Origin of the sequence: Bradyrhizobium oligotrophicum, from assembly GCF_051168495.1 — a bacterium.
GTDB lineage: Bacteria > Pseudomonadota > Alphaproteobacteria > Rhizobiales > Xanthobacteraceae > Bradyrhizobium > Bradyrhizobium oligotrophicum_A.
Genome location: NZ_JBNPVB010000019.1, coordinates 44,230 through 70,509, shown reverse-complemented (window position 1 = coordinate 70,509; position 26,280 = coordinate 44,230). Strand labels below are relative to the sequence as shown.

At 66.8% G+C, this 26,280-nt stretch carries 15 protein-coding genes; 8 read left to right on the top strand and 7 right to left on the bottom strand.

What is annotated here, in order from left to right; translation table 11 throughout:
* The first annotated feature begins 129 nt into the window (after window positions 1-129).
* The 6 genes from ACQR1B_RS28695 (at window position 130) to ACQR1B_RS28670 (ending at window position 9,470) form a co-directional block, all read left to right on the top strand.
* Window positions 130-2,523 carry a TonB-dependent siderophore receptor gene (locus tag ACQR1B_RS28695; protein WP_434835748.1) on the top strand — a complete coding sequence of 798 codons (2,394 nt, stop codon included), beginning with the start codon at window positions 130-132 and terminating at the stop codon, window positions 2,521-2,523.
* Between the two features lie 401 nt (window positions 2,524-2,924).
* The gene (locus ACQR1B_RS28690) at window positions 2,925-5,453 is read left to right on the top strand and encodes a TonB-dependent receptor (RefSeq protein ID WP_434835747.1); all 2,529 of its coding nucleotides are present in this window, start codon (window positions 2,925-2,927) and stop codon (window positions 5,451-5,453) included.
* Between the two features lie 45 nt (window positions 5,454-5,498).
* Window positions 5,499-6,188, top strand: coding sequence for a Fe2+-dependent dioxygenase (locus tag ACQR1B_RS28685; RefSeq protein WP_434835746.1), 690 nt, complete (start codon window positions 5,499-5,501; stop codon window positions 6,186-6,188).
* Window positions 6,189-6,926: 738 nt separating this feature from the next.
* Window positions 6,927-8,201 (top strand): tonB-system energizer ExbB, encoded by a 1,275-nt coding sequence (gene exbB, locus ACQR1B_RS28680; protein WP_434835745.1) that lies wholly within the window; start codon window positions 6,927-6,929, stop codon window positions 8,199-8,201.
* Window positions 8,202-8,204: 3 nt separating this feature from the next.
* Complete coding sequence (gene exbD, locus ACQR1B_RS28675) at window positions 8,205-8,654, top strand: TonB system transport protein ExbD (RefSeq protein ID WP_434835744.1); 450 nt, start codon at window positions 8,205-8,207, stop codon at window positions 8,652-8,654.
* Between the two features lie 27 nt (window positions 8,655-8,681).
* Window positions 8,682-9,470, top strand: a complete 789-nt coding sequence (locus ACQR1B_RS28670; protein ID WP_434835743.1) for a TonB family protein — start codon at window positions 8,682-8,684, stop codon at window positions 9,468-9,470.
* Window positions 9,471-9,616: 146 nt separating this feature from the next.
* On the opposite strand, the gene ACQR1B_RS28665 is transcribed toward ACQR1B_RS28670, so the two are convergent.
* From ACQR1B_RS28665 to ACQR1B_RS28635, 7 genes are all read right to left on the bottom strand, one after another.
* Window positions 9,617-11,476, bottom strand: a complete 1,860-nt coding sequence (locus ACQR1B_RS28665) for an outer membrane beta-barrel protein (protein WP_434835742.1) — start codon at window positions 11,474-11,476, stop codon at window positions 9,617-9,619.
* A gap of 102 nt (window positions 11,477-11,578) precedes the next feature.
* Window positions 11,579-11,920 (bottom strand): cupredoxin domain-containing protein, encoded by a 342-nt coding sequence (locus tag ACQR1B_RS28660; protein ID WP_434835741.1) that lies wholly within the window; start codon window positions 11,918-11,920, stop codon window positions 11,579-11,581.
* 410 nt (window positions 11,921-12,330) lie between these two features.
* Window positions 12,331-13,110 carry a cytochrome b/b6 domain-containing protein gene (locus tag ACQR1B_RS28655; RefSeq protein ID WP_434835740.1) on the bottom strand — a complete coding sequence of 260 codons (780 nt, stop codon included), beginning with the start codon at window positions 13,108-13,110 and terminating at the stop codon, window positions 12,331-12,333.
* A gap of 10 nt (window positions 13,111-13,120) precedes the next feature.
* On the bottom strand, window positions 13,121-13,399 hold the full coding sequence (locus ACQR1B_RS28650) for a PepSY domain-containing protein (protein WP_434835739.1): 279 nt from the start codon (window positions 13,397-13,399) through the stop codon (window positions 13,121-13,123).
* 724 nt (window positions 13,400-14,123) lie between these two features.
* On the bottom strand, window positions 14,124-14,729 hold the full coding sequence (locus ACQR1B_RS28645) for a DUF4399 domain-containing protein (RefSeq protein ID WP_434835738.1): 606 nt from the start codon (window positions 14,727-14,729) through the stop codon (window positions 14,124-14,126).
* Between the two features lie 9 nt (window positions 14,730-14,738).
* Window positions 14,739-16,205, bottom strand: coding sequence for a formylglycine-generating enzyme family protein (locus ACQR1B_RS28640; RefSeq protein WP_434835737.1), 1,467 nt, complete (start codon window positions 16,203-16,205; stop codon window positions 14,739-14,741).
* 34 nt (window positions 16,206-16,239) lie between these two features.
* Window positions 16,240-21,429: an AAA family ATPase gene (locus tag ACQR1B_RS28635; RefSeq protein ID WP_434835736.1), complete on the bottom strand. Its 5,190-nt coding sequence runs from the start codon at window positions 21,427-21,429 to the stop codon at window positions 16,240-16,242.
* A 660-nt stretch (window positions 21,430-22,089) separates the two neighbouring features.
* Between ACQR1B_RS28635 and ACQR1B_RS28630 the strand changes: the two genes are divergently transcribed.
* Both ACQR1B_RS28630 and ACQR1B_RS28625 read left to right on the top strand, forming a co-directional pair.
* On the top strand, window positions 22,090-23,103 hold the full coding sequence (locus ACQR1B_RS28630; protein ID WP_434835735.1) for an efflux RND transporter periplasmic adaptor subunit: 1,014 nt from the start codon (window positions 22,090-22,092) through the stop codon (window positions 23,101-23,103).
* Window positions 23,096-26,254 carry an efflux RND transporter permease subunit gene (locus ACQR1B_RS28625; RefSeq protein WP_434835734.1) on the top strand — a complete coding sequence of 1,053 codons (3,159 nt, stop codon included), beginning with the start codon at window positions 23,096-23,098 and terminating at the stop codon, window positions 26,252-26,254. The genes ACQR1B_RS28630 and ACQR1B_RS28625 overlap by 8 nt, the downstream gene beginning before the upstream one ends.
* Window positions 26,255-26,280: the final 26 nt, after the last annotated feature.

Below are 26,280 nucleotides of genomic sequence, written 5' to 3'. Positions count from 1 at the left end.
CAAGCCATCGGCGGAACCAGCTTTGGTCGAAATTCGGAGACTTGTTGACAGCCGTTCGCAATTGGAACGGGCTGATTGCCGAACCAACGAAGCAAAAGTTCAGTTCTTGGTGTCATGGGGTGGTCGAGTATGGGTCAAGCCGTCTTTCCAGCAAGCCTGCGCGGGGACATCGCGCATCGGGGGGATTCCTCCGCTGATATCTCCGGCAAGAAGGTGTCGGCCGTCGCCGGCCTGATCGTGGTGGCATCGTTCTCCAGCGCCGAGGCACAGCAGGCGCCGCTGCCCTCGGTCACCGTGGAGGCACCGACCGCACGCGCCAAGCCGGCCGCGTCGCGGCCCACGGCCGACCAGGTCCGCGCCCGCAGCGCGCTGCGCCGCGCCGCCCGCCAGCCGCAACAGCCGCCGGCGCCGACCGGACCGCAGACGCCGCCGGACGCCAACCCCTATGCGGATGCGGCCGCGCCCTACAAGGTCGACCGCGTCGCCTCCGGCAAGTTCACCGAGAAGCTGGTCAACACGCCGAAGACCATCACCGTGATGAGCAAGGAGGTGATGGAGGACAAGCACATCACCACCCTGAAGGAGGTCGGCCGCTCGACCGCGGGCGTCACGCTCGGCTCCGGCGAGGGCGGCAACGCGTTCGGCGACCGCTTCTTCATCCGCGGCTTCGACGCGCGCAACGACATCTTCATCGACGGCATCCGCGATCCTGCCGTGTCCGTGCGCGAGAACTTCTTCACCGAGCAGGTCGAGATCCTGCGCGGGCCTGCCTCGGCCTATGCCGGACGCGGCACCGCCGGCGGCGCCATCAACATCATCACCAAGCAGGCCGGCGACCGCAATTTCTACAATGCCGAGTCCACGCTCGGCACCGACCAGACCAAGCGCGTCACGCTCGACGTCAACCAGACGATCTCGCCGACCTTCGCGGTGCGCACCGGCGGCCTGTTCCAGGATGCCAATGTGGCGGGGCGCGACCACGTTACCGACGATCGCTGGGGCGGCTTCATCTCGACCAAATGGACGCCGACCGATTCGCTGAAGGTCACGACCAACTACGTCCACACCGACCTCTCCGGCTATCCGGATTTCGGCGTGCCGTTCTACAAGCAGGGCAACATCCCCGCGACATCGGCCGGCATCCCGCGCAACAATTGGTACGGCTTCCTCAACCGCGACTTCCAGGCGGCGCGGCAGGATTTCGGCACGCTGGCGGGCGAGTTGAAGCTCAGCGACAGCGTCACCTTCACGAGCAAGCTGCGCGGCGAGCATTCCGAGCTCAACTACATCGGCACCCTGCCCAATGCGAGCGTGGCGGGAACGGCGAACGCCGATCCGACCAAATGGTTCTTCAATGCGAGCGCGCAGAGCCGCTATCAGACCGTCGACAACTGGGCCAACCAGAACGACCTCACGCTCAAGTTCGATACCGGTCCGGTCAAGCACACGACGGTTGTCGGCACCGAGTTCTCCAAGGAGAACATCTCGATCGACCGCTATGCGGGCCTGACCTCGGAGGCGTTCGGCTCGCAGGGCACCACCGGAGGCGGCCTGCAGAACCAGAACATGTTCAGCCCGGCCTATACCTACCTGCCGTTCACGACGGTGCCCTATTTGACCGGAAACCCGACGCGCTACGACGTCGACAGCAAGAGCGCGTATGTGATCGACACCGCGAACTGGCGCGACGTGATCATCCTCACCGGCGGCCTGCGCTATGACGGCTATGCGATGCGCTCGTCGAACAACACGGCCTCGGCGACGGTCGACTCCGACCTGATCAACTACAATGTCGGCCTGGTCTACAAGCCGCTGCCGATCGGCAGCCTGTATGCGGCCTATGCGACCTCCGCCAACCCGTTCGGCTCCGAGCTCGACGGCACCGCGACGGATTACGGCGGCATTCCGCCGAACAGCACCATCATTCTCGGACCGGAACGCAACAAGGGCGCCGAGGTCGGCACCAAATGGGAGCTGGTCGACCGTCATCTGCTGGTCACCGGCGCGCTGTTCCAGACCGTCAAGGAGAATGCGCGCGAGACCGTCAACGGCCTGCTGACGTCCGGTGCCGCCTACCGCATCCAGGGCATCGACATCGAGGCGGAAGGCAAGCTGACGGATCGCTGGAGCATTTTCGGCGGCCTGGTGCTGATGCAGTCGAAGGTGACGCAGAGCGGCGTCGCCTCCAACAACGGCCTGCAGCTCGCCAACATCGCGCACCAGTCGCTGAGCGTACTTACCAAGTACAAGTTCGACGACGGCTGGGAGATCGGCGGCCAGGCGGTGTATCGCTCGAAAGTGTTCGGCGGCACCTTCGCGGCCAACACCGGCAACGAGTTGCCGAGCTACTGGCGTTTCGATGCGTTCGTGGAGAAGCAGATCGACAAGAACTGGAGCATGAAGGTCTACGCCCAGAACCTCACCAACCAGCTCTATTACGACACCTTCTATCGCAGCAACGTGCCCTTCACCCAGGTCGCGCCCGGACGGGCCTTCTACCTGATCACGACCGCGAAGTTCTGAATCGGCGCCACGCCCCGGTCAGGAAACAATACCGCCGGATTCCCGCCGCTTCTCACGATGCGGCGGGAGACGCCCCCCACACCCACCATGTCAGCTGAGGCATTCGACGCATCGTTCCCATGCCGAAGACGGTATCAGGATCAGGCTTTCTCTTATTAGCAATTGAACGATCGATGTCTACTCAACCCAGGAGGTTTCGAGTGTTGCCGTGACGCGACATCTTGCGATCAATTGTCATTGTCAGACACGCATTGAAACTTTTCGCATTCCGGCCATGAGCGGAACCAGCTTTGGACCGCTTTCCCTCGCTTCTTGACTTGCATTCGCAACAGGTAACGCCAGTTGCGTGCGTTCAACGAACCCAAGTCTGAAGTTCTGCGTAGCGAATGGGGTGGTCGAGTATGGGTAAAGCAATCTTTCCAAGAAGCTTGCGTGCGGCAAGCCAGCACGAGTGGGATCCATCAACCGACATGTCCGGCGTGAAGGTCTCGGCGGTCGCGAGCCTGATCGCGGTCGCATCCTTCTCCAGTGCCGAAGCCCAGCAGGCGCCGCTGCCTTCCGTCAACGTCGAAGCCCCGGTCGCGCGACCGAAGCCGGCGGCCTCCCGCCCGACCGCAGACCAGGTCCGCGCTCGCGACGCCATGCGCCGCGCCGCCCGCCAGCAGCAACAGCAGGCCGCCGCACCGGTGAGCAACCTGCCGCCCGACCGCAACCCCTATTCCAGCCCCGCTTCGGACTACAAGGGCGAGCGGCTGCAGGCCTCCGGCAAGTTCCCGGAGAAGCTGCTCAACACGCCGAAGACCGTCACGGTGCTGAGCAAGGAGATCCTGGCGGACAAGAACTCCACCAGCCTGAAATCCGCCGTGCTCTCGACCGCGGGCGTCACGCTCGGCACCGGCGAAGGCGGCAACGCGTTCGGCGACCGCTTCTTCATCCGCGGCTTCGACGCCCGCAACGACGTCTTCATCGACGGCGTGCGTGACGCCGGCGTCTCCGTGCGTGAGAACTTCTTCACCGAACAGGTCGAGATCCTGCGCGGCCCGGCCTCGTCCTTCGCCGGCCGCGGCACCACCGGCGGCGCGATCAACATCGTGACCAAGCAGGCCACGCCGGAGAACAGCTTCTACAACATCGACACCACGCTCGGGACCGATCAGACCAAGCGCGTGGTCATCGACGTCAACCAGAAGATCACGCCGACCTTCGCCGCGCGCGTGGGCGGCCTGTTCCAGGACGCCGGCGTGGCGGGGCGCGACTTCGTCACCGACAAGCGCAATGGCGGCTTCATCGCCACCAAATGGACGCCGCTCGACAGCGTGACGCTGGTGACCAACTACATCCACACCGAGGTCTCCGGCCGTCCGGACTTCGGCGTGCCGTATTATCGCCAGGCCGGCAACCTGACGCCCGGTGCGCCGTTCCCGGAGGTCGGCTCGCCGCGCAACGCCTGGTATGGCTTCCTAAATCGCGACTTCCAGCGGATCGGACAGGATATCGGCACGTTCAACGCCGAGGTGAAGATCACGCCCGACCTGACGGTCTCCGACAAGGTCAGGGTGTCGCGCTCGGTCCTGAACTACATCGGCACGCTGCCGGAGGGCGCCACCAACATCAATCCGCCATCCGCCGCGGTGATCCGTGCCAACCCGCAGAGCCGCTTCCAGCAAACCGACGTGCTCGCCAACCAGCTCGATGCGACCTGGAAGTTCGACACCGGCGCCTTCAAGCACACCCTGGTCGCCGGCCTCGAAGTCTCGCAGGAAAAGGCCATCATCAACAGCTACACCGGCCTGACCTCCGAGCAGCAGGGCCTGCCGTTCTCGGGAGCCGGCTCGCTGTCGGGCGTGAGCGTTTTCAACCCGCAGTTCACGGATCTGCCGTTCGGCATCCCCTCGCTGAGCCAGTTTCCCACCAACATCAAGATCGACACCGCAAGCGTCTATGCGCTCGACAGCGTCAATTATCGTGACTTCGTCATCCTCAACGGCGGTGTCCGCTACGACAAATACGACGTCCGCGTCGACGGTTTCGGCACCGTCAACGGCGTCGCCAACACGCCGGGCTCGACGGCCGCCTCCAGCGGCATGCCGAACTTCAACCTTGGCCTGACCTTGAAGCCGGTGCCCTATGCCAGCTTCTACGCCGCCTATGCCACCTCATCCAACCCGGTCGGCGCCGAGTTCGATGGCCTCAGCGCGCAGTATGGCGGCATCTCGGCAGTCACCAATGGCGGGGCCAACCAGGTGTTCGGGCCGGAGAAGAACACCTCGATCGAGATCGGCACCAAGTGGGAGCTGCTCGACGGACGGCTGCTGGTCACGGGAGCGCTGTTCCAGACCGAGAAGGAGAATGCCCGCGAATCCTTCAACGTCACCAGCGCCAAGACCGCGACGGCGGCCTGCCCCTATAACGCCACCACCGGCAACGTGCCGTGTCTCTCGGCCGGCGCAGCCTACCGCATCCGCGGCATCGACCTGCAAGCGGGCGGCAAGCTGACCGACAAATGGAGCATCTTCGGCGGCATCGTGCTGATGCAGTCCGAGGTGACCAAGTCGAACATCCTGCCGGCCAATACGGCGCTGTTCGCCAGCAATGTCGGCCTGCAGCTCGCCAACACCGCGCACCAGTCGTTCAGCCTGCTGACGAAGTACCAGATCAACGACACCTGGGAGATCGGCGGCCAGGCCGTGTACCGTTCCAAGATCTTCGGCGGGACCTGGCTGGCGGCGAACCAGGGCACGGAGTTGCCGAGCTACTGGCGCTTCGATGCCTTCGCGGAAGCCAAGCTCAACAAGAACTGGACGGCGAAGGTGTTCGTTGCCAACATCTTCGACAAGCTCTACTACGACGCATTCTATCAGAGTGCCACGCCGTTCACGCTCGTCGGACCGGGAAGAAGCGCATCGATCGTCGTCTCTGGACGGTTCTGATCGCAAGCGCCCCACTCCGGGAGCATACATCGAGTTGATGAGTTCATGCTGGTCTGTGTCTCCGGAATTTTGAGCAAAGACGATGTGGCGGAGTTCCGCCACATCATGGACTCCAGCGACTGGGAAGACGGCCGCTCGACCGCCGGCGCCCAGTCGGCCATGGTCAAGCGCAACGAGCAATTGCCGCCCGACAGCGAGGTCGCCCGCAAGCTCGGCCACCGCATCATTTCCGCGATGACCGCTAATCCGCGCTTCCTCGCCGCCGCCATTCCACAGCAGATCTTCCCGCCGCTGTTCAATCGCTACAGCGCCGAGTCCGGGCATCATTTCGGCATTCACGTCGACAACGCCGTGCGCGGCGACAAGCTCACCGGCCTGCGCATCCGGACCGATCTGTCGGTGACGCTGTTTCTTTCCGAGCCCGAAGACTACGATGGCGGCGAGCTGGTCATCGAGGATCTCTACGGCTCGCACGAGGTGAAGCTGCCGGCCGGCGACCTCGTGCTGTATCCCGCCTCCAGCCTGCACATGGTCACGCCGGTGACGCGCGGCACCCGCGTGGCGTCGTTCTTCTGGCTGCAGAGCATGATCCGCGATCCCCTGGCGCGCAGCATGATCTTCGATCTCGACACCACGATCCAAGGCTTGTCGCAGCGGATGGGCCGCGATGATCCGGAACTGGTGCGCCTGACGGGCCTCTATCACAACCTGATCCGCTACTGGGCGGCGACCTGATCAGCCGCTTCGCGCGCCCCCTGCGACCGCCGCGCGCCGGCACGCCTTCTTCTCTTCGCTGTCCGGCCGCTCACCCGTATCGGTCATTCACCTGCGTCGAAGACGAGCCGAGTTGTATTCGACGATGCAGCCCGCGGACCGCGTGCCTGCAAATCCGTCACGGCTTGCCCGCAGCACATGCAGACGATGACGAGCAGCGCACCTCCAACGTCGATTACGTGCCTACAGCGTGCGATCAGCGTGCGCTTCGCGAACCTGCAGGCCACCGCGCATCGTGGTCTGCGATGATCACGGCCCGCAGTCGGGTCGCGGACCAGTCCCTACATCTGAGATGACGGCGGACTGATGCGATCGTTGATTCGCATTGCACTGCTGTTCCAGCGTTCCGGACCGCATCCATCGCGCGCAGGCCGTGGGTGCCGAGAGCTGCGCCGGCCCCGACTAATTAGAATTGATGGAAGACCGAACGGCGGCAATTGCGTGACAGACGGCGGCGTTGGCGTCCGCGTTCACCACCCGCACCATCTCGCATCAGGACTTTCAGGGAGTTAGGACGGAACCATCGGATTCCAAGGCGGATGAGCTGGCCGCATGTCTCGATTTTACATGTGGCATCGCACTCACGCGTTGATGCCCGACATCGATGTTTCCGCTTTGAGTCAACGCGCCGTCTCAAAACAGCCCGGTTGCGACTAGAAGCATTACAGACAAGTTAACTACCGAGGGGTGTGCAGCAACATGTTCAGGATCGTTCTTCATGTAGGAGCGGTGATCGCCGCCGTTGCGGCCGGCGCCATGGCGCATGCCGAGCAGCCGGCTGCCTCGCCGAGACCTGGCCAGGCTGTGACGGCGCCGCAGACCACAGCGACGTCTCCGTCGAGCGCAGTTGGAGCGAAGGGCGTTCAGAGTTCAACTGCGGCGGCACCCGCACCCGTTTCCATCAACACCGCCGCGGCGACGGGCGCGCCGGCTCAGAGCGCGGCACCGAGGCCGGTGACGACCGGACAAGCACCGACCGGCCCGGCCGTTGCCCAGGCCGCCGCAGCCGCACCGCAGGCCGCAACACCTGCGCCCGCAGCTACTGCCCCTCCCCCGGCAGCGTCCGCTCCGACAGCAACCGCTCCGGCGCCCACCGGCACTGCGGCCGCACCGAGCGACGCCCAGACGTCGACCGCCACCGAAGCGGTCAGCGACGCGGCCGCCACCGACAAGAAGGATCAGGCGGACAAGGGCCAGTCCGCCGCGCAAGGCGGAGCGCAGGCCGCTTCTCACGTGCCGCATGATCTGTCGCCATGGTCGATGTTCCTCGCCGCCGACATCCTGGTGAAGTCCGTGATGATCGGCCTGGCGCTGGCGTCGCTCGCGACCTGGACCGTGCTGATCGCCAAGACCATCGAATTCGGCGCGCTGCGGCGGCGGCTGAGCGGCGCGCTGCGCAAGGTCGACGACGTGCGCTGGCTGTCCGAAGCCAAGCTCGCGCTCGGTTCACGGCAGAGCGTGATGACCGCACTCATCGACGCCGCCATGCAGGAGATCAGGATGTCGTCGGAGCTGCCACCGCACGGCGTCAACGAGCGCGCCGCGTCGCGTTTCTCCGAGATCGTGCGCGCCGAGGGCCGGCGCTGCCGCACCGGCATGGGCCTGCTCGCCACGATCGGCTCGATCTCGCCCTTCGTCGGCCTGTTCGGCACGGTCTGGGGCATCATGAACAGCTTCATCGGCATCTCGAAGTCGCAGACCACGAACCTCGCCGTCGTGGCGCCGGGCATCGCCGAAGCGCTGCTCGCAACCGCGATCGGCCTCGTGGCTGCGATCCCCGCGGTGATCATCTACAATCACTTCACGCGCGTGACGAAGGGCTACATGGAGCTCGTCAGCCGCTCCTCCGGCGCCACCGCCCGCATGCTGTCGCGCGATCTCGATCGCGGCCAGAGCCACCACAACCCGCACGGCCAGAGCTTCGAGCCGATCCACGTCCACTCTGCGCCTCCGATGGCGCTGGCAGCGGAGTAGCTCATGGCGGTCTCTCTATCCGAAGCCGATGGCGACGATGATCTCGGCGAGTCCAGCGACATCAACGTCACGCCGTTCATCGACGTGATCCTGGTGCTGCTGATCATCTTCATGGTGGCGGCGCCGCTCTCGACCGTCGACGTGCCGGTCGACCTTCCGACCTCGAGCGCCACGCCGCAGAAGAAGCCGGACAAGCCGATCTATGTCAGCATCAAGCCGGACCTGACGCTGTTCGTCGGCGAGGAGCAGGTGAAGCGGGCGAGCCTCGTGAGCACGCTCGAACACATACCCGAAGCCGCCAAGGACAAGTTCATCTTCCTGCGCGCCGACCGCGGGGTGGCCTATGGCGAACTGATGGACGTGATGGAGCTGTTACGAACCGGGGGCTATCCGAAGATCAAGCTCGTCACGGTCGAAGGCGTCTCACAGGCTGCCGCACCGGCCGCCCATTGAAACCAGTGCAACGACGGACATAGACGAATGGTCGAACACAAGTATCAAGGAGCGACCCGCCGCTTGTGGATCTCAGCCGCGATCGGGGCGCTGATGCTGCATGGTGGCGGAGCTGCGCTCGCGGTCGTCCATCTCAGCGGACAGGAGACCGAGGGCGGTCTGGGTGCCGCCGGCGCCGAGTTCGCACTCGAGATGGCCTCACCGCAGGTGGAAGACAACGATCTTCCACCTGGTCCCGACAGCGATGCGGCTGAAGCGGCGCCCGAGCAGATGCAGCAGACCGCGGAGGTCAAGGAGTCGGACGCGGTCAAGGACAAGCCGACCGAGACCGAGGAGGAGGCCGACCGGGTCGTCACCATGAACGATCCGAAGAAGCCCGAGAAGGAGGAGCAGCAGCAGGCCCAGCAGCAGGCCGAGGCCTCCGTCGCATCGGCCGCCCAGGAGGAATCAGCCCGGAAGGCCCTGGATGAGGCTGCGCCTCCGGCCGAGACAGCGAAGGCGCCCAATCCTGGCATGGGCAAGGACAAGCAGAAACTGACCAGCGACTGGGGCCGCAAGATCAGCGCCTATTTCGAGCTGCACAAGCGCTATCCGGACGGCAAGAAGCACAACGGCACGGTCAAGGTCGCGCTGGTGCTGAGCCGCGCCGGCAAGGTGATGTCGGCCTCCGTGATGCAGTCATCCGGCGACTCGATGTTCGACCAGGCGGCGCTGCAGATGATCCATCGCTCCGATCCGGTGCCGGCGCCGCCGTCCGGGCTGACCGACGATCAGTTCAGCTTCAGCCTCGACGTGAACTTCAATCAGAAGAAGTAGTCGCGCGCCGGATGGCGCGTGCATTTTCCAAGACTTGACAGCGTCCGCGATCTCGCGGGCGCTGTTTTTCGTAAGGACGGGTGCGGTGTGCTTGCGGATGCGCGCGTTCGCGAAAGCGGCGTGCCCGGATGTCCGCACGCGGCGGATCAGTACTGCACCCGGGCGCCGACCTGCACGACCGTCGCCGAGAGATTGTTCTCCTTGACGTTGGAGCGCGTCTCTTCGCGCCGGACGCTCGCCCTGAGCTGAAGCAGCCGCGAGAACTTGTAGAGCATCCCGAGCTCGACCAGATAGCGGTCGTCGACCCGATTCGTGCCGGTGAAGGCGTCCTGACCGAAGCCGGCGAGAAACGTGCCGATGAGCCAGGGCTGAAACTGGTGCTCGACACCGACGGTGACGTCGCGCTTGAGCACGCCGGAGATGCCGGGCTCGGTGATCTCCACCACCTGCGACTTGGCGCCGAGCGCGATCGCCGTCTCCTTGGCGAACTGCCAGGTGAGATTGGCGTCGGCAATGAAGCCGTTGACGGGCTTCAGCATCGCATCCTGATAGCGGCGATTGAGATAGCCGACCGCGACGTCGCCGGTCAGCTTGTCGGCATAGTTGAAGGTCACGCCCGCCTCGACGGCCGTGCCGGTGGAGTCGCGGCGAAAGCCTTCGGCGTCGACGGCGATGTCGTGCACCCGGCGGTCGACGGCCACGTCGACGAAGGGCCGGATCTCCGGTGTCAGATTGTAGGTGACGCGGCTCTGCGAGCCGTATTGGACGAAGTTGCGATCGGCATTGCTGACGATCTGGCCGTCGACGAGCGGCGCGTTCTGGAACGCCACACGGTCGATCGCCGCCTTGGTCGAGACCTCGAAATCCTCGAACCGCTTGGTGACGCCGGCCGAGCCGCCGACGGTCGAGGCCAGCGGAATGCGCGCGAAGCGGCCGGTGAAGCGCGGCGTGCCGGGATCATCGGCGTCGACCGCAACGTGCCCCTCGCCGTTGAGCGCAAACGTATCGGTGATGTCGTAGCGCCCATTCACCTTGGCGTCGACGGTGGGCCTCGAGAGCTGCCGGAGCTTGGCATAGTCGACGTAGCCGACGCGCACATCGGCGTTGAGCAGATGCCGCTCGAACTGAGAGCGGACGAGCAGGACCGGCGCAACGCTGACGAAGGCCGAGCCCTTGCCTTGCGGCACGCGTCCGGGGTTGCTGTCGAAGCCCGACGACATTTCGAACGCAGGCTTCAGGATGAAGTTTCCCACCGTGATGCCCTTGGGCTCGTAGGGATCCTCCTCCATCATCGGCGGCGCCTGCTGCGGCTCCTGCGGCTTCTGTCCCTTGTTCACCGGCGGCAGCCGCATCTTGGGCTTGTCGGCGAGAACGGGCGGAATCGGCTGCGCATCCTGCCGCGGAATCGGCGGCAGGTTGCGCGGCAGCACGCCCCGGGTGGCGGGAGGCGGACTGACGGCAAAGGCGAGCGCGTCGAGGCAGCGGTTCGGAACGTTCGTCGTCGACAGCCGGCCCGGCGTCGACAGGCAGCCGCCGACCAGGAGCCCGGCTGACGGCGTCCCGAAGAAGCCGTTGCGCACCGGAGCCAGACGCGGCGCGGCCTCGCGGCGCGCGGCTTGCGGAAGCGCGCCGGCGCCGGGGTCGATCGGAGAGCGTGAGCGCGGCTGCGGGCGCTCCTCAGCTTGCACCGGGGGCTTGGGGTCCGCATCGTCGCCGCCCGGCGACACGATCACCTGGGGAATGACGAGCGGCCCGTTGCCGTTCGCGGGCCTCGCCGGCTGGCGGCGGCGCCCGGGAACGATCACCACCGGCCCACCCTCGGTGGTCCCCGGATCGGCATAGGCCCTGGCCTGAGTACCTGGGACGACGGTCTGGCCATGGGATGGCGAGACCCCGCACAATGTCACGAGCAGAACGGTGATCGCCACCGCCTCCTCCTGACACCGCGAGACGTCGCCACCGGTGCGACGTCTGGGAATGCGCGCCTCTCGTCCTGCCCGTTCCAAAAAGCACCGTCTCCGTCGCGTTCGGCAACATGCAAGGCACGGCGCCCGCGGTGACGCGACAACGCTTTCGCGCCACGACGCCGCGAAGGCCGACGATCGGACTCACTCGATGATCAGCGTGCCCTTGTTGCCCTGGTGGAAGTCGTCGAAGAACTCGTAGCGCCCCGGCTTCTGCGCCTTGATCTTCACGACGCCCTCCATGTTCGGCTTGATCACCGTTTCGAATTGCAAAGGCTCGCTCTCGAACTCGACCGGCGCGGCATCCAGGTTCTTGACCTTGAACACGATCGGCGTATCGGCCGGCGCCTTCATCTCGGCCGGCTGAAACTTGTTGTCCTTCACCGAGATCTCGATGGTGGTCTCGGCCGCGCCAGCCGGCAGCGCGAACACCGTGATCAGTAGCGCCGCGGCTCCTGCACTCCATACTTTATCAAAGAGAATCATGACCTATGTCCCTGTCCCGAATTCACCCGTGTGCCGGATGTCTTCTCCGCTGCCTTTTTTCGACAAGGCGCCGGCACTTCGTAGAACAACTATAAACTTCCGAATGCGGCAATTTGCCGTGTCGAATTTGACAAACTCGCTGCTTGCGAAAAAGCGCGCTGACGTCATTGCTTCGTATCGCCGACGTGCCGCACGACCGATGTGCCGCGTTCGGCCGGACGCGTCGCACGCGGTGAAAAGGCCGGCTTGATCGCTGAACTCGACGTCGAGGCACGAAGCGACTTAGTTCGCCGTGCGGCTGTACTGATATGAGACACACGATCGTTGCCGCGGCACGCACGAACAATGGATCGAACGCGTCTCCGTCCGTTCATTCTGCCGACCAGCGCACGCGGCCGGCCCGCAACGAGTCATCGGCCGACACCGAGTCGTTTGTCATGAATGCTGAGCGCCCGCGGCATGCGCGCCGGGCCAGACGGCTTGGCGACAACCGGCGGATTCGCGCGCGGCGGCGGCAGATCCGGCACGACCGAAACATGCTCGACGATTTGTTCGGGATCCGAACTTTGTCTCGCGCTCGGATGCGGCGCGGCGGGTGCCGCGCGAATGATTCCCGGCACGCGCTTGACGCCCGTGAACATCGCGCGGGCCAGGTTTTCCCGCTGCAGCACGCTCATCCACAACGTCCCGAGCACGTGCAAGGCGATCAGGGCGATGATGGCATTGGACGACAGCGCGTGCGCCTGTTCGATCCATCCGACGCCGAAGAACCGGACCGAGACCTGCATGACGCCGCTGAGGGCCGAGACGATCAGGAGAGCGAGCATCACGACGAGCATCGCCGCGCCCGCCGGATTCAGGCCGAGATAGCGCCCGGTCTCTCCGCGCAACATGCTCACGATGAACTGGGGCGCCGCGCGCAGCTTGAGACTGATCCGCGCGAACTGCGAATGGCGGCTGCCGATCAGCCCCCAGATCAGCCGGAAGGCGAGCAGGCCGATGACGGCATAGCCCGCCGTCCGATGCAGTCGGTCGAACGTGTTGGGCGTGACGCAGGCGACGAGCACGGAGGCCGCGAGAGCCCAGTGCCAAACGCGCAACGGAAAATCCCAGACCGCGACGGTGTCCGGACGCGGGTGCGCCGGGGTCTCGGACGCGCCGCTGCGGTGTGCCTGTCCTGCGTCACGCATGATCGTCAGATCACTTCGCCTTCGTATGCTTCAGCGCGAGGTCCTCGGGGCTGTAGAACAGCTCGAACAGCTTGCCGCCCTTCACGCCATAGACCTCGTAGCAGGTGCCCTCGATCTTGGTCTGGCGGACCTCGTAGCCGGCGGCCTTCGCCTTGGCTTCGGCGTCGGCCACGGTCTTCCACGATGCCTTGTCGAGCTTGGTGCAATCCTTGTAGCCGTCGGCAAGCGCCGCCGAGCCGGATACGAAACTCGCCGCGAGGGCAACGACCGCGATCTTGATGACCTTCACTATCAATCCTCCTCAAAGACTGCGCCGTCGGGCGCCACGCGCGCTCGATGCGCGAGCTACAAAGGGGAGGGAGATTTCAACGAAACTTGGACGTCGTCTGCGGCGGCGGCGGGCCTCCGACACGCATGCGCAGCCGGACTCGTCAGCATGCCGCCGCAATGTTGCTGGCGCGCGGGCGCAAGTTCGCTCCAGCTGGGATCGAACCATGTCGGCAAGCTGCTGATCATTTCCGGTGTCGTCGGCCTCGCGGGGTTCCGGTCGCTTGCAAGTGATATTGATTCGCAAGCAAGTATCACCCGAGAAACGCGACGACCGCGCTCCACGCCCACGCGACACCGCGCGGCCGATGCGCCGAACACCACACTCCTGCCTGATTGCAGCTGTGACGGCGATGAGGCGAGAAAGAAGCCGACGGCCGTAAACTGCGACCTTAGGCCTCAGAAAAAAAATCCGAAGCCCGGCGATTTTCTCGCAAGTCGGATCGATGGGGAAGAGTCCGCTTTGCGGGCGCCGGCGACTGATCAGCCGCCGCTCAGCGCACATCCGTGCGAACGGCGACGTTGCCGCGCGGAGCCGCTCGCGAACGGCCGCCGCGACGCTCTGAATCGGTATGCGCGATCATGAAAGATGTTTGATGGAAGGATACCGGCCGGCAGGCGCGCCGGACGACATCCGCGCACGGAGGGCCGCACGTCGGCGCGCAGGACACTGCGCGTCGAGATCGTCACTTGTTTCCGGAGAACACGCGGCTGATGAAGTCCGAGCTCTCGGGCGACTTCGTCATCTCTGGCGTCACCGCGGGCGGCAGCGGCTCCGACGGGGCAGCCGCCCGCTCCATCAGCTTGCGCCGCTCATTGGTGCTCCTGGTCGCGCGCGCCTGCTCTTCCCCCGCATTCGGCTTGCCCACCGTGATCATGATCTTCTCCGAGATCACCGGCGGATCGAAGTTGAAGTGCTTGGTGTCGCCCACCACCAACTGCAGCGTGTGCTTGCCGGGCGGCAACTCGATCCGCGCCTCGGTCTCGCCGGCCGCATAGTGGATGTGCTTCTTGTCGCGCGGGATCGCGTCGCCAGCTTGCATGGTCTCATCGACGTCGACCAGCAGGTGATGATGGCCGCTGCCGGCGAAATCATCGCCTGCATGGGTTACGCCCATGTTGCGCAGGCCAAACCGGCAGATGAACGCGCCGGTCACGGTCTCTCCGTCTGCCGGCGAGATGAAGTAGACGCGGGCGTCTTTCGGAGACTTGGTGCCCTTGGCCGACAACAGCGACGGCGCGAGCGACATGGTCAGGATGAGACAGACTAGCCCAGACGTGGTCCGCAACATTCCAATCTCCTATGGTGATGACGCGACGCGGAAGCCCAGGGTCGGGTGCCTGATGCGGCCATCGTAGCGATCGCGACTGCCGGCGCGCGCTTCGGCCGGCCCGTTCTTCCACGACCCCGAGCGGATGACGCGGGCGTAGCTGCCCTCTTCGAGCCAGGCCGCTCCGTCGGCGGGCCCGCCCTTGTAGTTCTTGTGCCAGTTGTCCGCGACCCACTGGCCGACGCCGCCGCCCATGTCGAACAGGCCGAACGGATTGGCCTGCACGCTGCCGATCTTCGGCGGCTGGTCGGTGTCGGCATCGCTGCTGCCGTTGCAGCCCTTGCAACTGGCCATGCCCGGACGCATGCGGTCGCCCCACCAGTAGCGGGTGCGCTGACCGCCGCGGGCGGCATATTCCCATTCGGCTTCGGTCGGCAGCCGGAACGTCCTGCCGGTCGCCCTGGAGAGCCATGCCAGATAGGCCTGCGCGTCCTCGTAGCTGACATTGATGACCGGGCGATCGTCGGCACCGGCGGCGATGTCGGGACAGGCTGCCGCCGCCACGCAACTCTTCCACTCGCCGACGGTGACGGGATGCTTGCCGAGCGAGAACGGCCGGATGCTGACCTGATGCGCCGGCTGCTCGGAATCGTCGTCGCCGCCCATCGCAAAAGTGCCGCCGGCGATCGCGACCATATCGGGCACGCGCAGCTTCGGCTCGGGCTCGGGCGCAGCGCGCGGCGCGGGCTCGGCGGCCGGCGGCGCCACCTCGACGCTCGCAACCTGGCGCGGTGCGACGAAGCCGCTGGCCGGCGGGCGTGAGCCCGGCTGCACATCCGATGGCGCCGTCGCGCTTTCCAGCAGCACCCGTCGCGGCGAGGGCGGCGCCACGGTGAGAGCCTCGCGCTGAGGGCCGGAGGAGCCCATCAGTCCCGGGGGCGACTGGATCAGCAGCTTGATCTCGCGCAGCGGCAGCAACACCCCGCCGAGGAAGACGATACTCACGACCAGGAAGCCAATCGTGGCGCGCACCAGCGTCTTGCTGAGCCCTGCCGATCTTGCCAGCAGCGAACGCCACCAGCCGGCCGCTGCGGCCTCCTCGCCATCGTCGTCGTCGCCATCTTCCCACCGCTCCGGCGAGGGATCGACCGCCTGACGCACAGCGCGCGGACGCGCAGACGGAATGATCGGCGGTGGCTCGTGCCGGGCTGCCGCATCGACATCGCCCGTGTCCCAATCGCCTTCCAGCGACTGCTCGAGCGCGCCGCACATCATCAGCAGCAACCCGCCTTCACTGGTGCCGGACCAGCGCTCCTGCACCTCGGGGCACTCGACCTGATCCTCGACGCTCAGGAAGCTCGGCGGACGCATCGGACTGAGCGACACCTGCACGGTTCGGCCGCAACGCCGGCAGGCGACCGCGTGGGAATCCACCGGCAAGGTATCCTCGGCGAGCCTGGGTGCCCGCAGCCATTGCAACGCCGAACTCTCGCTCATGCCGTCCTCGCCTGGTGAAAGCCCACCGATCCCGTTACTGCCCCCAGTTCGCGAACGCGTCCTTGAACACGCGGTCGCCCTCGGCGCCCTTCTCGATCGACAACAGCGCCCGGCTGCCGCCCTCATAGACGATCGGAATGTCGAACCACTGCTTGCCCTTGAGCAGCATGATGTTGCGCTTCACGTCGACCTCGTTGGCGGACAGCGCGACCATGAAGAACTTCGGCGTGACCTTTGCAGTCTGCGTCACCAGCGCGGTGCCCCGCTCCGCCTCTTCGCCCTTCAGGCCGATGCCTCTCATGCTGGCCAGCCCGGTCACGGCCTGATCCGCCCAGTCGAATCTCAGCTCCATGACATGGCTCGCCGGCAGCTCCAGCTCGGTGTTCCGCCGCAGCGAGACCGTGACCTTGGTGCCGTTCTCGATCTCGATCTCACCCTTGATCGAGGACGAAGCATCGATCCGCGGCCCCTTGCTCTGCTCGACCGACCACGTGACCTTGCCGGGAAAGCGCTTGCCCTTCGGATCCTGCGGATCCTCATGATAGAGATAGGCCTGCGCGGGCGCGCTGACCGGCACGCTCATCCCGACCGTGGCATGCTCTTCGGCCGAAGCGGCAACCACCGGCTGGCTGTCAGGCACGATCCGTTCGGCGTCGACCTTGCGGGGGCCCGGCTCGCTGGGCAAAGCGGCCGCCGTCGCACCGCTCAATGATGGCTGCAGCCATTCCGAAGCGCGCTCCCACGAAACGGCCGCGCCGGCGATCGCGAGCAGTCCGGCCGCAGCGACGGCCATCACGCGCCGGCTCGGCAGGCGTCGGCGCGGCACGGCGATGTTTTCCGCAGACTTGAAGGCCATCTCGACCAGGGTCGAATGGATCTTGACCTCCTCCACCGGCGCTGCGGGAGCTGCGGGGGTCACGGCTGCGCCAGGCTTCGCCGGCTCGGGGTTTGCGGACGTCACTTCGGCCACCGCCGTCGTCTTCTCTTCGGCAGGACGCTGCGGGAGCTGCTCCAGCTTGTCGACGACGACCAGCGGCGCCTCGCCCACGGCCATCGCGCGCGGCCCGGCCTGTTCGGGGCCGGCCGGTTGCACGGCGCGGGGCTGCTCGGGCGGCAGTGGCGGAGGAGCAGGACCGACGACGGTGTCGGCGGCAGGCGCACGCGGCGGACGCCGGCGCAGAACGCGGATCTCGGGCGAGACACCCGGCGCCGCCGCACGGCTCGCCAATCGTTGCGCGCTCACCGCCGCGCTGCCGCCATCTGCGCCGGAGCGGCGGGCCATCGAGAGATATTTCGCAACGGTGGCGATCTCCTCCTCGATCGTATGCATCGCGCTCACCTGCCGCGGCGCCGGCTGTCGCTTCGGCGCGGCGGCGGGCAACCGCGCCGCCTTCGGCAGTTCGGCGACCCGCGCATCGGCTGGCTTGGAGATCTCCGACAAAACGGGAGCCACGACAGAAGCCGCATCGACATCGGCAGGCCGCGGGCGCAGCTCGACGATGCGATCCGGGAACAGGATCTCGGCGAGATCGCGCAACGAGGCATCGGGCAGCAGCAGCCGGCGCAGCGCCGACGGAATGGCACGCGGCATCCTGGAATCGCTGCGGCCGATGGCAGCAGCGATGCGGCCCGCCGCTGTCAGCATGGCGTCGCGACGCCCGTCGCTGACCAGAACCTTGCGGGCCCGCAGCATCGCCGTCAGCTCGCGAAGGTCGGAACGCGATGCCTGGTCGACGACCAGCAGGTCGAAGGTGCCGATCCTTGCCGGCAGCAATTCGGCGACCCGCCACGCCGGCATCACGTGGCAGGGGACCTCCGCGAGCCAGCCATCCAGCGACCTGCGCGCGGCGAGGCGAAGACGGCGCGCGGCAGGTCCGGAGCAGGCCGACGCCATCTTCTGCATCGTATCCCTGAACCGCTTCAGCGACTGCCTGACGGCGCCGCTCGCGTTCTGCGCAATTCCGAGCGACATGCGGGCGCTGATCACGGTTTCGAACAGCGCCAGTGTCCGCTTCTCCAGTCGCAGGCGCTGCGCCGCGAGATCGTGCAGCAGCTGCCGCTCCTCGGGATTTTCGATCCGCATCAGCACGGCCCAATTCCAGGCCGTCATCCACTCCGAGAGCTTCGCCGCGTCACTGGCATCATGCGCCGCCGGCGCCGACCGCAGAAGATGAGCCAGATTCGGCGCGCCTGCTGCGACCGCCAGCCGGCAAGCCGTCCTGATCAGCTCGTAGTCCGCGCGGGCCGCGCGGATGTCGTCCAGCGTTGCGAGCGTGCCGGTCCAGCACGCTGCGAGCTCGGCGGCATCGGCCTCGGCGTCGCCGACCCGTGAGAGCACATCGGCCTGCACGGCGGCGGCGAGCGAGCCGCCGCCGAACAATTCGCCGAGCCGCGCCAGTTCGACCAGCGGCCCCGAGACCCTGTTCATGATGCTACGGATGGCTGCGCTGAACGCCGCCGGCCGCTGCACGTCGGCCAGCATCGCGCTGACCTCGCCGTCCAGCATCGAAAGCTTGCGGCACGCATCGACCACGTTGCGGACGGCGAGCGCCGCCGTCACGATCGCGGCCTCGACAGCTTTGACGATGCGCTCGAGGTCGTCGAATGCGCGCGCGGATTCGAGCTGGATCGCCGGCGCGTCGATCTTCGTCGCGATCGACGTCCAGCGCGAACGCAGTGAATGCAGCTCGTGCCGCCACAGCAGGAAGCGGCCGACATATCGCCAGTCGGACGGCGTCGACGGCGCAACCCCGTCCAGCGTGACGGCGTCGACGGCAGCCTTCAAGGCGCGCCGCGACGGCGTAAACCGCGCGAACGGCTTCTCGCCGGCCGCAAGCCGTTCGACGACGCGGATCGCATCCTTCCTGATGAAGGCTTCGACCGGCGCCTGCACCTGCCGCTTCGCGAACTCCACGCTCCGCGACAGCTGGAACGAGGCGTCCCTCGCCCATCCCACGACCTTGTCGAGGACGGCCGGGACATCGGTCTTTCCGGCCCCGAGCGGCGACAGCCGCGCGAGCCAGGTGTCGCGGGCCATGGCGCGATGGCCGGCGACCAGCGCGTCGAGATCGGCCGCCAGGCGGTTGGTTGCGTCCAGCCCGAAGGTCGCGATGGCGTCGAGCGCGAGATCTTCGTCACGGCCGTCGTCGGGCGTCAGTCCTGCCTGCTGCCGCAGATCCTCGTGCAAGCGCAGGATCGTGGCCGCATCAGGCAGCGCCGAGGCCTCCGGCAACGCGTCGTCGATATGCGCGAGACGTCCCCCGAGCCGAAGCCGGGCTTCGCGCGCCGCGTCGACCGCCGCGACCAAGGGATCGGTCCCGTCGAGCAGGCGCTTCGGACGATCGGTGAACCAGGCATGGGCGTCGTGCTCGCCGACCAGCCCCCCGAACAGCTCGAACGGCAGCTCCGGCAGGCCGCCGGCCAGCCGCAGATTGCGCCTGACGATCTCGGCGATCTCGTCGTCGAGCGAGGCGATCTGCGTGCGCTTCGAGATGATGTCGCGTTCCAGCCGGCCGATCTGACCGACATGATCGCGCAGGTTCGTCGTGTCGACGATCGACTGCAGTCGGCCCGCCAGCGCTTCGGCCTTTCTCAGCACGTGCTTGTCGGAGCCGGTCGAACTGACCGTCAGTTCGCGAATGCCGGACGGCAGCTTCTGGTGCAGCTGCGAGAGCGCGGTCTCGTCCCTGGACACGACCAGGACGCGCGCGCCGAGCGCGAGATGATGGCACACGACATTGACGAGGGCCGTAATCCGATCGTCGAGGGTGCCCGACTGAACCACCAGGCCATCCAACCGGGAGAGCTCGCGCACGATCTCCGCATCCTCAGCTGCGGCCGGCAGCGGGAAGAACAGATCGCCATGCTCGACGACCGCAGGCTTCGGCGCTGGCGCAATGTCGATCGGACCGCCGACGATGCCGGAGAGATGCCGGCGCGCGCTGGCGTGCCCCCGTCCGTCCGGCTCGGCCAACAGAGCGCTCACCGCCGCCGATACGCAGCATTCGCTTTGCGGCGCATGAGCGATCGCAGACCTGAGGCATTCGATGTCGCGCAGCGCGAGGCTCTCCGCCCGTCGCCGCGCCGATATCACCCAGCGACCTGTCGCGATTTCCACCTCACCGCTGTCCGCGCCGTCAGTGGCGCGCGATGGCTTGCGGCCGGGCTGCGCGCCTGCGGCGCTCAGGATCTGTTCGAGTCCGATCGGCACGAATGGCGACAGTTCGGCGCGCTCCTCGAGCGCATCGATCAGGCGATCGGACATGTCGCGCGAGGCGGGCGCCGCGTCTGGGGCGACGGCATCCAGCGCCCTGAGATTGACGGTCGCACCGATGAAACGGGGCCGGAGCCGGACCTCGGCATCCGGACGTTCGATGATCTCGATCTCGACCGGCCGCTCGAACAGCGGCAGCTCATACTCGCGCCCGCCGTGCCGCCACGACGACAGCGCCATGCCCCACATGATCTCCATGGCCTGATCGGCGCGGATCACCGCGGCCATGTCGCGCAGCCGCTGATGGATCGCCATCGTGCGGCGGCGGGTGCGTTCGGTGTCGGCCCATTCGGTCCAGGCCCCGTCGACATAGCGCTCGATCCGCTGGACGAGATCCGGGCGCTGCTCCAGGCGCAGCCGTCCGGTCCAGGCGCCGAGGGCCGCAGCCGGAGAGAAGTCCTCGGGCCGCGCGTGACGGGCAAAGGTGAGGCGGTTCTTCTCGATCTCGTCGACCGTGACCAGAATGCTCTCGCGTGGCGACGGCTTGCGGTCCGGATCGGACGACGGCTCGACCCAGATGTCGAGATCGGCTTCGACGGCCGGAGGCTCGGTCGCCGCGAGCGCCTCCACGGCGAGCCACACCGGACCGTCGACGTCGAACGTGTTCAGCACCACGCCCGGCAGGCTCTCCAGCTCCTCGCGGTCGAGAGCGAAGCCGCGATCCTCGACGAGCGCATGATCCGGCTGGCGTTCGGCGGACGATCGGTCGGAGCGGATGATTTCGGTGAGGCTGCCGAGCACGTCCTGCAGCGGCTCGACGGCCGCCCCGGTGCCGAACATTTCGCTGCCCTGCGTCCCCCAGGACTCCGGCGGGGCCTCGTTCTCGGGTGCCGCGGCGCCGGACGAACCGAGCGCCCCGAGCCGCCGCATGCCATGATCGGCGAGTCCGTGCGACGCGGCGCGGTCGATCGGTGTGGCCTCATTCGGCCGTACGTGCACCGGATGACTCATCGTGCAACTCCCCTTCCCGGCTCGGCCGCAACGCCGGCTCCGGCTCGGCGCGTGGCTGGCCGACGAGGATGACCCTGCCCGTGATCATTGCGCGCCGGCCGATCGGAGAGTGGGTTCGGTCTGGACAAGCTTTCCTCGCTGCAACGTCGATGGAACATCCGACTCGTTGCGGAGGCTTGTGGCGAAGGTAGGTCACATCAATGACCCGACAGGTAGACGAATGTGACGATTCTCTATCCCGCGGGGGAATCGGGAAAAAATCCCGAACTACACGATGATGAAAATCGCGCGTAAGGGCTGGCTCGTCTTGGCTTTTTGTTCAGCAGCGACTTCAACACGCGCAGCGTGTACGTCTTGCTGACGAATACGGTAGAACATGTCTAAGAATACTTCTAACGCTCGAGACGAAATCCGCGGACGTGCGCGCGCCACCCAATCCCCATGCCGCGGCACGGCTCCAGCCAAGGTTCGGCCATCGACGTGCCGCGCCTGCGGCCGGCCGGAAAGCAAGCTGCCGCAATTCCCGCGCCGTGGTGCGCCGCAGTCGGGCGTTGGCGCCCCGGCCGGGCGCTGCTTGAAACGCCGCAAGAGCTGAAGTAGCTGTTGTTGCAATGACGATAACGTCGTCCAGACGATCCCCGATCGACGGGCCGGCACTGCATGGTTTGGCATCCGATGAGAGCTGTGGCCGCATGCGGTGCGATCCTGTTGACGCTGAGCTCCCCACCCTGGTGCGGTCACGCGCAGGCTGAAAATGCCGGCACGGCAGGGCGCGAGCCGGCCACCGTCAAGCTTTCCGCAACGCAACAAAAGCAGGTCGGGCTGCAGACCGCGATGCTGGCAGCGGAATCCCACCCAGAGCAATTCCGCGCCTACGGCACGGTTCTGGACGTCGCCCGGCTGACCGAGCTCACCAACAGCTATGCCAACGCCCAGGCCCAGTTGCAGACCGCGCAGGCGAGGCTCGATGTTGCAAGGCTCGCCTTCGAGCGTGCGCGCGATTTGGTCCAGTCGGCGGCGATGCCGAAGAAGGATGCCGAAGCCGCCGAGGGCACGTTCCGGACCGACCAGGCTGCGCTTGCCGCCGCGGACTCGCAGGTGAAGACCCTGATGGCGACGGCGCGGCAGGAATGGGGCGCGGTGATCGGGAGGGGAATCGTCGAGCGCGCGCCCCAGGTGGTGCAGCTGATCGAACGCGAGCAGCTGCTGGTGCAGGTCACGCTGCCGCCGGGCGTCACCTTGGCCGAGCCGCCGCGCTCGGCGCTCGCGCAGGCGCCGACGCGCAGCGCCAACATCGATCTGCGCTATCTGTCCCCCGCCCCGCGAACGGACCCCCGCATCCAGGGCGTGAGCTATTACTTCGTCGCAGCCGGCGACAGCGGGCTGCTGCCGGGCATGAACACCATTGCCTATGTGCCGTCCGGCAAGTTCTATGACGGCGTGTTCGTCGAGGACACCGCGATCGTGCAATGGCAGGGCCGCGCCTGGGTCTATCTGCGCGCCGGCCCCGAGACCTTCAGGCGGCATCCGATCCGCACCGACCAGCCGGTGTCCGACGACGACTATGTCGTGCAGGACATTCCGCCGGGCTCCGAGATCGTACTGCGCGGCGCGCAGGTGCTGTTGTCCGAAGAGGCCAAGAGCGAGCTTCGCGGCGGCGGCGACGATGACTGACGCTCGTCGCGTGGCCACGGGCCCGCAGGCCGCGCTGGTCTCGTTCGCCATCCGCTTTCGCGGCATGATGCTGGCGCTCGCCTGCACCATCCTTGGTCACGGGATCTACTCGCTCGGCAGCGCCAAATACGCCGTCTTCCCCGAATTCGCGCCGCCTCAGGTGTCGATCCAGACCGAGGCCCCCGGCCTCAGTCCGGAGCAGGTCGAGGTGCTGGTCACGCAACCGATCGAGACCACGATCAATGGTCTCGCCGGCGTCGAGAGCATGCGCTCCTCCTCGATCCAGGGCCTGTCCGTGGTCTCGGTGATCTTCCAGCCCGGCACCGACGTGTACCGGGCGCGACAGTTGGTGACGGAGCGGCTCGCCGTGATCACCGGCAGCCTGCCGCTGGGCGTGCGGGCGCCTTCGATGACGCCGCTGGTGCCGGCGGCAGGCACGGTGCTGGTGATCGGGCTGACCTCCGGGCAGCGCTCGCTAATGGATCTGCGCACCATCGCCGACTGGACCCTGAGCCGCCGCCTGCTCGCGGTGCCCGGCGTGGCGCAGGTCACGACCTACGGTCGGGACATCCGGTCGCTGCAGGTCCAGGTGCGCTCCGACGATTTGGTCCGCTTCGGTGTCGGCATGAACGACGTCGTGGCGGCCGCGCGCAAGGCCACCGGCGTCCGCGGAGCCGGCTTCGTCGACACCGCCAATCAGCGCGTCATCCTGCAGACGCAGGGCCAGTCGCTGACACCCGAGCAGCTCGCGCGCACGGTGCTGCTGCACCAGGGCGGCGCCAGCGTCGGGCTCGGCGACGTCGCCACCATCGTGAACGCGCCGGAGCCGCCGATCGGCGGCGCGCTGATCGACGGCCAGCCCGGCATCATGATGATGATCAGCCAGCAATACGGCGCCAATACGCGCAACGTCGCGGCGCGCGTCGAGGCCGCGCTGCAGGAGCTGCGCCCGGCGCTGGAGAGCGAGAAGGTCAAGCTGCATGCCGACCTGTTCCGGCCCGCAACCTTCATCGACACCGCGACGCAGAACGTGCTGGTCGCGCTCTTGATCGGCGGCGCGCTGGTCATCATCGTCCTGTTCCTGTTCCTCTACGACTGGCGCACCTCGCTGATCAGCTGCACCGCGATCCCGCTGTCGCTGTTCTCGGCGGTGCTGGCACTGCAATGGATGGGGCAGAGCCTGGACACGATGACGCTCGGCGGCCTTGCGATCGCGATCGGCGAGGTGGTCGACGATGCCGTCATCGGGGTCGAGAACGTGGTGCGCCGGCTGCGCGAGAACCGCAGCCTGCCCCTGCCGCGCAGCGAGGCGCGCGTGGTCTACGACGCCATGCTCGAGGTCCGCGGCGCCGTCGCCTACGCGACGTTCGCGGTGCTGCTGGTGTTCGTTCCGATCCTGGCGCTGCCGGGCCTCGCCGGCCGGCTGTTCGGTCCGCTCGGCACCGCCTATATCCTCGCCGTCCTGGCCTCGCTGCTCGTCGCGCTGACGGTCACGCCGGCGCTGTCGATGATGCTGCTGACCGGCCGACAGCCGCGCGGCGAGCGCGAGCCGCCGCTGGTGCGCTGGTCACGCCGCCACTATGCGCGGCTGCTGCAGCGGCTCGGCCGATTTCCGAAATTGGTCATGGCCGCCGCAGCGCTCGTGACGGTCGGAGGCGCCGGCCTGGTACCGTTGTTCGGCGGCACCTTCCTGCCCGACCTGCGGGAGGGTCATCTGATCGTCCATGTCTCGACGCTTCCGGGCACCTCGCTCGACGAATCGCTGCGGCTCGGCAGCTTGATCGCAGCCGCCCTGCGCAATGTGCCGGAGGTGCGCAGCGTGGCCCAGCATACCGGCCGCGCCGAAGCCGGCGTCGACACCGCGGGCACCCATTCCAGCGAGATCGAAGTCGATCTGAAGCCTGGCCTGTCCGGCGCAGAACAGGAACGGGCCGAGCAGCGCATCCGCGCGGCCCTCGCGGACTTCGCCGGCATCAACGTCTCGATCAAGACCTATTTGACCGAACGCATCGAGGAGACGCTGTCAGGCTACAATGCCGCCGTGGTCATCAACGTGTTCGGTCCCGACCTCGACGATCTCGAACGCGCGGCACGCGACATCGGGCGCGAGCTCGGCGAGGTCTGGGGCGCGATCGACATCCAGCAGCAGTCGCCGCCGGGCATGCCGCAGGTCAACGTCACCTTGCGCCCGACCGATCTGCAATCCTGGGGCCTCGACGCGGTGGAAGTGCTCGAACTGATCCGCACCGCGTATCAGGGCGACGTGGTCGGCCAGGCCTATGAAGGCAACGTCGTCTTCAACGTCATCGTCAAGCTCGATCCCGACGCGAGCGCCCGTCCGACGGAGATCGGCAACATGCCGATCCGGACCTCGAGCGGCGCTTATATTCTGCTGAAGCAGGTGGCCGACGTGTACGGCACGGCGGGGCGCTACGTCGTGCTCCATCGCAACGGCCAGCGCGTGCAGACGGTGACCGCCAATGTCGCCGGGCGCGATCTGGAATCCTTCGTGGCCGCAGCCAAGAGAAAGATCGCCAAGGAGGTCAAGCTGCCGCCGGGCGCACATGTCGAGTTCACCGGCGCCGCCGAGGCGCAGGCGCGGTCGCGGCGCGATCTGCTACTGAACTCGCTGCTGGCGACGATCGGCATCGTGCTGCTGCTGTCGCTCGTCACCGGGCACTGGCGCAACCTGGTGCTGGTGCTGATCAACCTGCCCTTCGCCTTCGTCGGCGGCGTCATCGCCGTGGCGCTGACCGGCGGCGTGCTGTCGCTGGGCTCGATGGTCGGCTTCGTCACGCTGTTCGGGATCGCGCTGCGCAACTCGATCCTGATGATCTCGCATTACGAGCATCTGGTCGTCGTCGAGGGCCGCGACTGGAGCCTGGCGACGGCGATCGCCGGCGCCGCCGACCGTCTCGTGCCGATCCTGATGACCTCGCTCGTCACCGGCCTCGGCCTGCTGCCGCTCGCGCTCGGCGCAGGCGAACCCGGCCGCGAGATCGAGGGCCCGATGGCCATCGTCATCCTCGGCGGCCTGTCGACCTCGATGGCGCTGAACCTCCTGGTGCTGCCGACGCTGGCGCTGCGTTTCGGCCGATTCATGCGCGAGGCGCAGACGTGGCGCGACCCAGGCGCCGCTGCCATTCCCTGATCGTGAGCGGGGACGTCGTCCTCAGC